This is a genomic window from Nocardioides sp. HDW12B, from assembly GCF_011299595.1.
Lineage (GTDB): Bacteria > Actinomycetota > Actinomycetes > Propionibacteriales > Nocardioidaceae > Marmoricola_A.
In genome coordinates, this window is sequence record NZ_CP049867.1 from 3,899,655 (window position 1) to 3,911,676 (window position 12,022).

Here is a 12,022-nt window from a genome sequence, read left to right on the forward strand (position 1 = left end):
CAGGATGGTGGGGTGATCCGTCGGCTGCTCGTCCTCGCTCCGCTGCTGCTCACCCTGGCCGCCTGCGGTGACGACGGTGAGCCGGCGGGGGTCGCCGGCATGCGGCTGATGGACGGTGGCCGCGTCGAGGTCGTCGTCGAGAGCGGCGGCTCGTGCGTCGAGCCGGGCCCGGTCGAGCTGGAGGAGTCGCGCACCGAGGTCACCGTGGCGGCGACCACGCTGCGCAGCGGTGGCGACTGCACCGACGAGGGCGTCCTCGAGACGACGAAGATCCGGCTCACCTCACCGATCGGCGACCGGGCCGTGGTCGACGCGAGCACCGGCGACGAGGTGCCCTACGTCGTGTGTGAGGACGAGCCGGAGCACCCGCTCTGCGACGTCTGACGCACGCGGGTCGACAAACGCCCCGGACCTCCGCAAGATCGGAGAAGCGGCTCGTGCCGGCCCCCGCCTAGCGTGAGCCGCATGATCACCAACATCAGCCTGACCACCGTGTTCGTGAAGGACATCGAGGAGTCCAAGCGCTTCTACGTCGACGTCCTGGGGTTCGCCGAGGGCGACGACGTGGACCTCGGCGACTACCGCTGGTGCACCGTCCAGCACCCCAGCCAGCCCGAGCTGCACGTCCACCTCGCCGTCCCCGGCCCGCCGTTCTCGCCCGAGATGGTGTCCGCCATGGAGCGCTCGCTCGACGAGGGCGGCATGAACAGCGTCGGTGTCCACGTCGACGACTGCCGTGCGACCGTCGCAGATCTCAAGGCCAAGGGCGTGCAGTTCATCCAGGAGCCGGAGGAGCGGCCCTACGGCGTCGAGGCGCTCATGCGCGACAACTCCGGCAACTGGATGGTGCTCGTCGAGCCGCGGGAGTTCGACCCGCGCCAGATGGAGGCCGACGCGGCCGCGGCGAGCGCCGGCTCCTGACCGGTCGCACGCTCCGACGGGCAGCTCTCGGCCCCGGAGCCCTGTGGAGGCCCCGCGAGCGGGAAGTTGCCCGTTCGAGCGGACGGGGTGCCGGGCGCAGACGCACGCTGGCCCGCCCCGGTGGACCGGGACGGGCCAGACGTCGTGCGAGGTGAGCGTCAGCTCGCGAGGCGCGGGTAGTCGGTGTAGCCCTCCGCGCCGCCGCCGTAGAACGTGTCGGGGTCGGGCTCGTTGAGCTCGGCGCCGGTCTGCCAGCGCTTCGGCAGGTCGGGGTTGGCCAGGAACGGACGGCCCACGGCCACCGCGTCGGCCAAGCCCTCGGCGAGGATCTTCTCGACGTCGCCGAGGTCGGTGACGTCGGCGAAGCCGGAGTTGATGATGACCGGTCCACCGAAAAGGCCCTTGAGGTCCGCGACGAGGTCGGAGGACGGCGGGGCCAGGATGCTCAGGTAGGCCAGGCCCAGGTCGTTGATGCCGCCGACCAGGGTCTCGTAGGTCGCGCGGGTCTCCGCGGCGTCCTCCTCGAGGACGCCCTGGATGTTGTGCGACGGGGAGATCCGGATGCCGACGCGCTCGGCGCCGATGGCCTCGGCCACGGCGCGGGTCACGTCGACGACGAGCTTGGCGCGCGCCTCGGGCGAGCCGCCGTAGGAGTCGGTGCGCTCGTTGCTCGACGGGGCGAGGAACTGGTGCAGCAGGTAGCCGTTGGCGGCGTGGATCTCGACGCCGTCGATGCCGGCCTTGCGGGCCTGGCGCGCGGCGTGGACGAACTCCTCGACGATGCCGGGGACCTCGTCGGTCTCCAGCGCACGCGGGGTGACGTGCGGGAAAGCGCCCCCGGCGGTGATCATCTCGCCGGGCGCGGCGATGGCGCTCGGCGCGACCGTCTCGAGGCCGTCCTTGTTGTCCGGGTGGGCGATGCGGCCCACGTGCATCAGCTGGACGACGATGCGGCCGTCGCGCTCGTGGACGGCGTCGGCGACCTTCGCCCAGCCGGCGACCTGCTCGTCGGAGTGGATGCCCGGGGTGTTGAGGTAGCCCTGGCCCGTCGCGCTGGGCTGGGTGCCCTCGCTGATGATCAGGCCGGCGTCGGCACGCTGGCCGTAGTACTCGACCGCGAGGTCGGTGGGCACCATGCCCTCACCGGCGCGGTTGCGGGTGAGGGGGGCCATCACGAAGCGCTGCGGGAGGTTCCAGTCGCCGATGGTCACGGACTCGAATGCCTGGGACACGTGTTGCCTTTCGTCGGGTGCGGTGCAGCCGGTCGTCGTGCGGACCGGGTTGAAGTCTCAACTGTTAGTTACCCGGCGGGTGTTCCCGCAAACACCTCGTGGCGTGCCGTGGCGACGCTCACAGCGCCGGTCGTGCCGGCATGTCACCCATCCAGGGCGGGTATCTGTGCGAACGACGTACGTCGACCTCCTGCGCCGCCACCCGGCCGGGAGCCCCTGCACCGAGGAGACCTGCATGCCCACGCTCACCGACTTCACCGCCCCGCTGCCCGACGGGACCGAGCAGCCGCTCGACGCCTACGAGGGCAAGGTCGTGCTCGTGGTGAACACCGCCTCGCAGTGCGGGTTCACCCCGCAGCTGGAGGGCCTCGAGGAGCTGTCGAAGCAGTACGGCGGCGACGGTCTCGTGGTGCTCGGCTTCCCGTGCGACCAGTTCGGCGGCCAGGCGCCCGGCACCGGCGAGGAGCAGGGCGCGTTCTGCCAGAAGAACTACGGCGTCACGTTCCCGGTCTTCGACAAGGTCGACGTCAACGGTGACACCGCCCACCCGCTCTTCGCGTGGCTGCGCAGCGAGAAGGGCGGCCTCATGGGCGAGAAGATCAAGTGGAACTTCACGAAGTTCCTCGTCGGGCGCGACGGCCGGGTCGTCAAGCGCTTCGGCTCGGTGACCAAGCCCGAGAAGCTGGCCAAGGACATCGAGAAGCAGCTCGGCACCAAGGCCGCCGCCTGACGGTCCCGGCCACCGGCAAGCACATCTCAGCACGTCCCAGCACCGGGACCCCCAGAACAGCAGGCATGTAACGCGGGGTTACGGACCGGGGCCAAGGCGCCTGCGCCTTGGGCCCCGTCCGTAACCCCGCGTTACATGGGGTTGGGGGTTCGTGGAGGAGGGGGATCAGAAGATCAGGGGGAGCACGAAGAGCATCGTCATCGACCACGTCAGGTGGGTGATGATCGGGGCGACCAGGCCCCCGGTGGAACGCCGCTGCAGGCCGGTCACCACGCCGATGACGGCGGCGGCGAAGGCGAGCATCACGTTGCCGGTCAGGAGCGTCGCCACCACGTAGGCGACCGTCGTGACGAGCACCTGCCGCGGCTCCTTCACCGACGCGTAGAGCGCACCGCGGAAGAAGAACTCCTCGGCGATGCCGTTGATCAGCGTCGCAACCGCCAGCAGCAGCAGCGAGTTCTCCTCCGCGAAGCCGAGCACGTTGTTGGCCTGCTCGGCCAGCGGCGGGATCTGGCGGGTGATGAACGCCCCGACCACGAAGACGGTCGCGAGCACCGCCCCGAGGATGAGCGGCGGCCAGACCGGGCGACGCATCTGCCCCGAGACGCTGATCCGCCCGGCGTGCAGCTTGCCGGAGGCGAACGAGCCGACGAACCAGATGCACGCCACCCCGAGCGTCGCGAGGGTGAAGTACGGCGACGCCCGGTCCATGCGCAGCGTCAGGGCCAGGCAGACGGCCCCGACGGCCAGCGTCGTCCACGCGACCACCCGGCGGCGGTGGAACGCCGCGTCGGTGTCGCGCTGCTCGCGGGGCACCCGGTCGAGCAGCCCGGCGCTGAGCTGCGTCCACAGGCGTTGCGCGATCCCGCCCTCGGGCCTGGCCGGCTCGCCCTCGCGGGAGCCCGGCTCGGAGGAGCTGGTCGTCATCGGTGTGCCACCGTCGGTCGGAGAGGTCATCGCGGGACGTTTACCCAGGTGCGGCAGGATGAACAGCGCTCGGCGCGTGCCCTGCAGCACGTCGCGCCCGGGCCGACCCGGGAGCACCAGGCCCCGCGCTCCCGCCGACCCTACCGACCGTTGGAGGACGACCCGCATGGCCGACCTGACCCCAGAGGAGTTCCGCCGCCTCGGGCACCGCCTGGTCGACTGGGTGGCGGACTACCGGGCCGGGCTCGGCGACCTGCCCGTCACGGCACCCCCGGTCCCGGGCCAGGTGCGCGACGCCCTGCCCGCCGCCCTCCCGGAGGACCCGGCCCCGGACCTCGGCGACGCCCTGGTCGGCCTCCTCGACGACGTCGTCGTGCCCGCCACCCTGCACTGGCAGCACCCCGGCTTCTTCGGCTACTTCCCGGCCAACGCCTCGCTGGCCTCGCTGCTCGGCGACATCGCCTCGGGCGGCATCGGCGCCCAGGGGATGCTGTGGTCGACCTCGCCGGCCGGCACCGAGCTCGAGCAGGTCGTGCTCGACGGCCTCGCCGCGGCCCTCGGGCTGGGTGAGGAGTTCACCTTCGCCGGCGGAGGTGGCGGCTCGCTGCAGGACTCCGCGTCGTCGGGGGCCCTCGTGGCGCTGCTGGCGGCGCTGCACCGGCTCACCCCGGACTGGCGCGCCACCGGCGTCAGCGGCCGCGAGCGGGTCTACCTCTCGGTCGACACCCACTCCTCGGTCGCCAAGGCGGTCCGGGTGGCCGGCCTGGGCGAGCGCGCCCTGCGGCCGGTGCCGTTCACGCCGGACACCCAGACCATCGACCCCGCGGCGCTGGCCGAGGCGATGCGGGTCGACGTCGAGGCCGGGCTCGTGCCCGTCATGGTCTGCCCCACCGTCGGTACGACGAGCACCGGCGCGGTCGACCCGGTGCGGGCGATCGCCGAGGTCGCGGTCGCCCACGGCGCCTGGGTCCACGTCGACGCCGCCTGGGCCGGCGTCGCCGCGCTGTGCCCCGAGCACCGCGACCTGCTCGACGGGGTCGAGCTCGTCGACTCGTTCTGCACCGACGCCCACAAGTGGCTGATGACCGCCTTCGACGCGTCCTTCCTGTGGGTGCGTGACGGCGACGCGCTGCCGGCGGCACTGTCGATCACCCCGGAGTACCTCCGCAACGCCGCCACCGACTCCGGCCAGGTCGTCGACTACCGCGACTGGCAGGTGCCGCTGGGGCGTCGGATGCGCGCGCTCAAGCTGTGGTCGGTCATCACCGGCCACGGGCTGTCCGGGCTGCGGGACGCGATCCGCGAGCACGTCGCGCTGGCCGGTTGGCTGGCCGACCAGGTCCGCGACGACGCGGCCTTCCGGCTCGCCACCGAGCCCTCCCTGTCGCTGGTGTGCCTGCAGGTCACCGACGCCGACGGAGCGCCCGACGACGAGGCGACGCGGCGCCTGATGGCGGCGGTCAACGCGGAGGGGACGAGCTTCCTGACCCACACCGTGCTCGACGGGCGCTACGTCATCCGGGTCGCGATCGGGTCGGTGGCCACCGAGCGGCGCCACGTGGAGTCGCTGTGGGCCGACCTGCGGCGGTTGCGCGCGGGCGGCTGAGTCCCTCACGCGGGCCGCGGTCCGCCGTACGACGATCGCCCCGCGGAAGCCGGTCGGTGGTCGCCAGGGCTGGGGCACGCCCCCGCGGTGTCCCAGCTCCGGCGACCCCTCAGCCCGCCCCCACCGCTACCGCGGTTGCCCGAGCAGCCCCACGGGCTGCTCCGCCCCCTCCGGCAGGACCTCGATGAGGTGGTCCTGCGCCAGGAAGGCCCGTTGCAGGTCCTCCGGAAGGCCCTCGAAGGGGGACGTCTGCGACCGGTGGGCGCGGATCGCCCGCCAGCGTCGCTCCAGGTGGACCGCCGTGTCGAGGCGGTAGGTCACCTGCTCGTCGGGGGTGCCGAGCTCGAGCCCCCGCAGGTACGCCGAGCCGGGGTCGACCGTCGCGGTGTGGTCGGCCCACCGGCTCATCACCGACCGCGGCAGGCAGTGCAGGTAAAGCGGCAGCCGGAAGGTCGCGGCCACCCGCTCGGTGGCCTCCCGCACGGCGAGGTGGTCGCGGTGTCCGTCGCTGCCGTCGAGGGTGACCAGCGCGTCGGGCAGCAGGCACGCCACCACGTCGCTGACGTCCTCCTCGAGCAGCGACAGCGGGGCGCTGCAGAGCGTGCCGGCCGCCGGCTCGCCGTCCATCCCGGAGTCGAGGTAGGTCAGCGTGCGCACCTCCTCGACGCCGAGGATGCGTCCGGCCTCGCGCAGCTCCGCCTCCCGGAGGGCGCCGAGGCCCTGCTCGGGGAGCGTCACGCCGGGAGCCACCTCGCCCGCCTCGCCCCGGGTGGCACACAGCACGTGCACCTCGGCGCCGGCCTCACGCGCGTGCAGCACCAAGGACCCGCAGCCGAACGTCTCGTCGTCCGGGTGGGCCACCACGACCAGGAGGCGCAGGGCAGGGCGTCGCGTGCCGTGGCGGCTGAAGCGCGCGCGACCCGGCATGCAGGCTCCTCGAGACGGGGGCGGAACAGGGACATCCGATACTGCATGGTGCACCATGTCAACCCTTCGTGTCAGGATCGTCCGTGGCCTCGCCCCCGAACTCCACCTCGTACGCCCTCCTCGGGCTGCTCTCGGTGCGTTCCTGGTCGACCTACGAGCTGGCCCAGCAGGTGCACCGGTCCCTGCGCTGGTTCTGGCCGCGCACCGAGCGACGCCTCTACGACGAGCCCAAGCGGCTCGCGGCGGCCGGTCTCGTCGCGGTCGAGGAGAGGTACGCCGGGCGTCGGCGCAGCCGGCACTACACGATCACCGACGAGGGGCGTGAGGCGCTGTCGGCCTGGCTGGGCGAGCCGTCGGCGCCGCGGGTCACCGAGTTCGAGGCGATGGTGAAGGTGTTCTTCGCCGACGCCGGCGACCGCGACCAGCTGCGGCGGACGCTCGAGTCGATCGAGCGCGAGTCCCTCGAGCGGATCGCCGAGCTGCGGGACCTGTCGGGGCGGCCCACCAACTTCCCGCACCGCCGCCACCTCCACGCCCTCTGCCTGCCGGCGATGCTCGGCGAGGTCGAGGCCACGCTGCTCTGGTCGCGGTGGGCCCGGGAGCGCGTGGAGGAGTGGGTGTCCGCGACCGACGCCGGGGCGTGGGACCCCCACGCCGAGCTCGCCCGGGTCGCGGCCCGGGCCACGGCCCTGCTCGCGGGCGGTGACGGGGTCGACGTACACCCGCGGGAGCCGGTGGCGGACTAGCCTCGGGGCATGCGAGCCGTCCGCTTCCTCCGGGAGAACCCCTGCGCGACGCTGCTGGCCGTCCAGCTGGGCGGGGTGCTGCTCTACCCGCTGATGGAGGACAGCGTCGAGGGACGCTCGCTGCTGGCCCTCTTCGGGCTGCTCGTGCTGGCCGTGGCGCTGCGCGCCGTGCGGGCCACCCCGGCGCTGCTGTGGGTGGCGCTGCTGCTCGCCGCACCCGCCGTGGTCCTGCTCGTGGCCCAGCTGGTGACAGGCGAGCAGACGATCGCGATCTGGGCGGCGGTCTTCGAGGCGCTGCTGTACTTCTACGCCGCCGGCGCGATGCTGCGCTACATGCACGCCGACGACGTCGTGACCACCGACGAGCTGTTCGCGATCGGGGCGGTGTTCACCCTGGTCGCCTGGGCGTTCGCGCACACGTTCGTCGTGGTGCAGGCGCTCCAGCCGGAGAGCTTCATCGCCGCCAGCATGCCGACCGCGGACCGGACCTGGACCGAGCTGCTGTTCCTGTCCGTGACGACCCTGTCGAGCACCGGGCTGTCCGACATCGTCCCGGTGCGCGGCCACGCGCGGAGCGTCGTGATGCTCGAGCAGATGGCCGGGCTGTTCTACATCGCGATGGTCGTGACGCGCCTGATCGGCATGCGTGCCGCCCGCGCCGCCGCTCGGCACGAGATGGGCCGCTGACCCCGCTCAGGAGAAGCGGACGGCGAGCATGGCGACGTCGTCGTCGAGGCGACGGTGGACCAGGTCGGCCAGCACGGCGTCGACGAAGTCCTCGACGTCGAGGTGGTGGTGCGCCCGGGCGGAGCGCCCGAGCCGGTCGAGGCCGGTCTCCAGGGGCTCGTCGCGCCGCTCCACCAGGCCGTCGGTGTAGAGCAGGACCGTGCCGCCGCCGGGGATCTCGGCCTGGAGGTCGGACCGCTCCAGGTCGGGGGCCACGCCGACCAGCGCATCGGGGGAGTCGCTCTCCAGCCAGGTGATCGACCCGTCGGCGCCGACCAGCAGCGGCGGCGGGTGGCCGGCGCTCGTCCACTGCAGCGTGTGGCCGCTCGCGGCGGCCGGGGTGTCCTCGAGGATCTGGGCGTAGACGAGGCTCGCCATCGTCTCCATCTCGAGGTCGGCCAGCGCCAGGTCGAGACGCCGCACGCTCTCCGACGGCGTCTCGGGCACGGCGAGGGCGAAGGCGCGCAGCATGCTGCGGACCTGGCCCATCTTGGCCGCCGCCGAGATGTCGTGGCCGATGACGTCGCCGATCATCAGCGCGGTCCGTCCGCTCGGCATCACGACCGCGTCGAACCAGTCGCCGCCGATCTGGTCGAGCGTGGCGGCGGGCAGGTAGCGCGCGGCCAGGGTGAGGTTCTCCGGGCGGGGCAGGCGCGGCATCAGGGCGCTCTGGAGGGTCACCAGGGCGTCCATCCGGTCCTGGAAGAGCAGCGCGCGCTGCAGCGCCTGGCTCGTGTACGCCGCCAGCGCCTCGATCGTGATCCGCTCGTCGTCGGGGATCTCGCGGACGTCCTCCCAGAGCAGCACCAGCACGCCGTACACCTGGCTGCGGGTGGCCAGCGGCAGGAAGGCGCGGGCCTCGCCGATCTGCGCGGAGGTCCGCACGTGCGGGAAGCGGGCGGTCTGCTGGGCGCGGCTGGGGTAGTACGTCGGCCGGCCGGCGACGAGGCAGGCGCCGATCGGGTTGTTCTCGTTGAGCGGCATGGAGGAGTACTCCCGGGCCGCCTGCCACTCGTGGGACGGCGCCTCGACGAAGTCGAGCGTCTCCCCGGCGTCGGCGAAGAGGTCCTGGCCCGAGGTGGCGCCGGTCAGGCTGCGGTCCGACGACAGCGCCCGCGCCGGGCTGCGCAGCCAGACCCCGGCCCGGATGCTCCCGAGCCGCTCGGTCGTGACCTGGCTCAGGGCGGCGGCGATGTCGCCGGTCGTCTGGGTCTCGGCCAGTGCCTGGCTGAGCGAGAGCAGCACCTGGCTGCGCTGGGACAGCTCGCGCGAGCGCCGGGCCTCCTCGGCGGCGACCAGCCGCATCCCCCGCTGGGCCAGCTCGGTGGAGCAGGCGTCGGCGAGGTCGCGCAGCACGTCGAGCTCGTGGTCGGTCCACTCCCGGGGCTCGTGGCCGATGGCGCACAGCGAGCCGATGATCGTCCCGGAGTGGTCGGTGAGGGGGTGGCCGGCGTAGGCGATGACGCCGAGGTCCTCGATGGCCAGGTTGTCCGCGACCCGGGAGTCCTGCCGGGCGTCGGTGACCACGAGCGGCTCGCGGGTGGCGACGACGTGCTGGCAGAACGAGTGCGACAGCGGTGTCTCGCGGCAGGTGGCCCAGGGCTCCGGCAGCCCGACCGCGCCGGGGAACCACTGCCGCTCGGTCTCGACGAGGCTCACGAGGGCGACCGGGACGCCGAGCGCGTGCTGCACCAGCCGGGCGTAGCGGTCGAAGGACCGGTCCAGGAGCGGATCCCCGGAGGAGTCGTAGATCACGTCGGACCGGGTCGTCGACAGGTCCCCGAGGCCGTCGTCGAGCGGGTCGCCGACGTCGTTCGCCGGGGAGAGCGTCATGGCACCTCCCGGCGTCGGCTCCTCTGCGTCGAACGATAACGCGCCTGCGACTGGGTACAGGTAGCGTTGGCCCAGCGTTGGAACGTTCCAGCGGTGGGCGAGGACGCAGGTCGTCGTCCGATGACACCGCGACGGACCGTCGCACGTGGAGGAGATCAGTGCACCCCTGGCCCGGACAGCCCTACCCGCTCGGCGCGACGTACGACGGACGTGGGACGAACTTCGCGCTCTTCAGCGAGGTCGCCGACCGCGTCGAGCTCTGCCTCTTCGACGCCGAGGGCACCGAGACGCGCATCGAGCTGACGGAGGTCGACGCCTTCGTCTGGCACTGCTACCTGCCGCAGGTGCAACCCGGCCAGCGCTACGGCTACCGCGTGCACGGCCCCTACGAGCCGGAGTGGGGCATGCGCTGCAACCCCAACAAGCTGCTGCTCGACCCCTACGCCAAGGCGACGTACGGCGACATCGACTGGGACCAGTCGTTGTTCGGCTACAACTTCGGCGACCCCGACTCGCGCAACGACGACGACTCGGCCGCCCACATGACGCAGGGCGTGGTGATCAACCCGTTCTTCGACTGGGAGGGTGACCGCGCCCCGAAGGTGCCCTACAACGAGTCGTTCGTCTACGAGGCGCACGTCAAGGGCATGACCCAGCTGCACCCGGAGGTGCCGGAGGAGATCCGCGGCACGTACGCCGGTCTGGCCCATCCCGCGGTGACCGACCACCTGACCAAGCTGGGCGTGACCGCCATCGAGCTGATGCCGGTCCACCAGTTCGTCCAGGACAGCACCCTGCTCGAGAAGGGCCTGCGCAACTACTGGGGCTACAACACCCTCGCCTTCCTCGCCCCGCACGCCGACTACTCCGCCTCCGCGCGCGAGCCCGGCAACCAGGTCCAGGAGTTCAAGGCCATGGTGAAGGCGATGCACCGCGCCGGCATCGAGGTCATCCTCGACGTGGTCTACAACCACACCGCCGAGGGCAACCACCTCGGCCCGACGCTGAGCTTCAAGGGCATCGACAACGCCGCCTACTACCGGCTGGTCGAGGACGACCAGCGCTACTACATGGACTACACGGGCACGGGGAACTCCCTCAACGTCCGCCACCCGCACTCGCTGCAGCTGATCATGGACTCGCTGCGCTACTGGGTCACCGAGATGCACGTCGACGGCTTCCGCTTCGACCTCGCCTCCGCGCTGGCGCGTGAGTTCTACGACGTCGACCGGCTCGCGACCTTCTTCGAGCTCGTGCAGCAGGACCCGGTGGTCAGCCAGGTCAAGCTCATCGCGGAGCCGTGGGACGTCGGCCCCGGTGGCTACCAGGTCGGCAACTTCCCGCCGCTGTGGACCGAGTGGAACGGCAAGTTCCGCGACACCGTGCGCGACTTCTGGCGCGGGGAGCCGACGCTGGGGGAGTTCGCCAGCCGCCTCGCCGGGTCCTCCGACCTCTACGAGCAGTCGGGCCGGCGCCCGTTCGCCAGCATCAACTTCCACACCGCCCACGACGGCTTCACGCTGCGCGACCTCGTGTCCTACAACGACAAGCACAACGAGGCGAACGGCGAGGACAGCCGCGACGGCGAGAGCCACAACCGCTCCTGGAACCACGGCGTCGAGGGCCCCACCGACGACATCGAGGTGCTGGCGCTGCGCAGCCGCGCCCAGCGCAACTTCATCGTGACGCTGCTGCTCAGCCAGGGCGTCCCGATGCTGCTGCACGGCGACGAGATGGGCCGCACCCAGCAGGGCAACAACAACACCTACGCCCAGGACTCCGAGATCTCCTGGATGCACTGGGACCAGATGGACCGCCCGCTGGTGGAGTTCACCGCCGCCATCGCACGGCTGCGCGCCAACCACCCGACGTTCCGCCGCAAGCGGTTCTTCACCGGCAACACGGTGCGCACCGGCGACGGCGAGCGGCTCAACGACATCGTCTGGCTGCACCCCGACGGACGCCCGATGGAGGGCGGCGACTGGGACGCCGGTGACGCGAAGGTCGTCGGGATGTACCTCAACGGCCACGGCATCGCCGGCACCGACGCCGTCGGCGACCCGATCGTCGACGACCACTTCCTGCTCTACTTCAACGCCGGCCACGAGCCGGTCGAGCTGACGCTGCCGCCGCAGGAGTACTCCGACACCTGGATGTTCGTCGTCGACACCGCGGCCGCACGCCGCGACGTCGATCCCAAGCAGCACGGCAGCAGCCTGGTCCTGGAGCCGCGCAGCGTGCTGGTGCTGCAGGAGTACGAGGAGCCGGAGGGCGAGCAGGACGTCTCGGTCGCCGCCTCGCTGATCGCCATGGCCGAGCCGGCGTCGGCCCCGAAGCGGCGTCGTACGTCGTCCTGACGCGCGTCCGCCACCCG

Annotated in this window: 11 protein-coding genes; 7 read left to right on the top strand and 4 right to left on the bottom strand. The window is 72.1% G+C overall.

Going from position 1 to position 12,022, the window contains the following annotated elements:
• Window positions 1-12: 12 nt before the first annotated feature.
• Both G7072_RS18255 and G7072_RS18260 read left to right on the top strand, forming a co-directional pair.
• Window positions 13-384 (top strand): hypothetical protein, encoded by a 372-nt coding sequence (locus tag G7072_RS18255; protein WP_166088920.1) that lies wholly within the window; start codon window positions 13-15, stop codon window positions 382-384.
• A gap of 81 nt (window positions 385-465) precedes the next feature.
• The gene (locus G7072_RS18260; RefSeq protein ID WP_166088922.1) at window positions 466-921 is read left to right on the top strand and encodes a VOC family protein; all 456 of its coding nucleotides are present in this window, start codon (window positions 466-468) and stop codon (window positions 919-921) included.
• A gap of 158 nt (window positions 922-1,079) precedes the next feature.
• Here the strand turns inward: G7072_RS18260 and G7072_RS18265 are convergent, their stop codons facing one another.
• A complete protein-coding gene (locus G7072_RS18265; protein ID WP_166088924.1) occupies window positions 1,080-2,153 on the bottom strand; it encodes an alkene reductase in 1,074 nt (357 codons plus the stop codon).
• A 235-nt stretch (window positions 2,154-2,388) separates the two neighbouring features.
• On the opposite strand from G7072_RS18265, the gene G7072_RS18270 reads away from it, so the two are divergent.
• The gene (locus G7072_RS18270) at window positions 2,389-2,883 is read left to right on the top strand and encodes a glutathione peroxidase (RefSeq protein ID WP_166088926.1); all 495 of its coding nucleotides are present in this window, start codon (window positions 2,389-2,391) and stop codon (window positions 2,881-2,883) included.
• A gap of 165 nt (window positions 2,884-3,048) precedes the next feature.
• On the opposite strand, the gene G7072_RS18275 is transcribed toward G7072_RS18270, so the two are convergent.
• Window positions 3,049-3,840, bottom strand: coding sequence for a CPBP family intramembrane glutamic endopeptidase (locus tag G7072_RS18275; RefSeq protein WP_240917043.1), 792 nt, complete (start codon window positions 3,838-3,840; stop codon window positions 3,049-3,051).
• A 136-nt stretch (window positions 3,841-3,976) separates the two neighbouring features.
• Between G7072_RS18275 and G7072_RS18280 the strand changes: the two genes are divergently transcribed.
• Entirely contained in the window at window positions 3,977-5,416 is a 1,440-nt protein-coding gene (locus tag G7072_RS18280; protein WP_166088928.1) for a pyridoxal-dependent decarboxylase, read from the top strand.
• A gap of 126 nt (window positions 5,417-5,542) precedes the next feature.
• On the opposite strand, the gene G7072_RS18285 is transcribed toward G7072_RS18280, so the two are convergent.
• Window positions 5,543-6,343, bottom strand: coding sequence for a PIG-L deacetylase family protein (locus G7072_RS18285; RefSeq protein ID WP_166088930.1), 801 nt, complete (start codon window positions 6,341-6,343; stop codon window positions 5,543-5,545).
• 83 nt (window positions 6,344-6,426) lie between these two features.
• Here G7072_RS18285 and G7072_RS18290 point away from each other — a divergent pair, with 83 nt between their 5' ends.
• The gene (locus G7072_RS18290; protein ID WP_166088933.1) at window positions 6,427-7,089 is read left to right on the top strand and encodes a PadR family transcriptional regulator; all 663 of its coding nucleotides are present in this window, start codon (window positions 6,427-6,429) and stop codon (window positions 7,087-7,089) included.
• A 9-nt stretch (window positions 7,090-7,098) separates the two neighbouring features.
• Entirely contained in the window at window positions 7,099-7,776 is a 678-nt protein-coding gene (locus G7072_RS18295; RefSeq protein WP_166088936.1) for a two pore domain potassium channel family protein, read from the top strand.
• A gap of 6 nt (window positions 7,777-7,782) precedes the next feature.
• On the opposite strand, the gene G7072_RS18300 is transcribed toward G7072_RS18295, so the two are convergent.
• A complete protein-coding gene (locus G7072_RS18300; protein WP_166088937.1) occupies window positions 7,783-9,648 on the bottom strand; it encodes a SpoIIE family protein phosphatase in 1,866 nt (621 codons plus the stop codon).
• A gap of 158 nt (window positions 9,649-9,806) precedes the next feature.
• On the opposite strand from G7072_RS18300, the gene glgX reads away from it, so the two are divergent.
• On the top strand, window positions 9,807-12,005 hold the full coding sequence (gene glgX, locus G7072_RS18305; RefSeq protein WP_166088939.1) for a glycogen debranching protein GlgX: 2,199 nt from the start codon (window positions 9,807-9,809) through the stop codon (window positions 12,003-12,005).
• The last annotated feature ends 17 nt before the right edge of the window (window positions 12,006-12,022 follow it).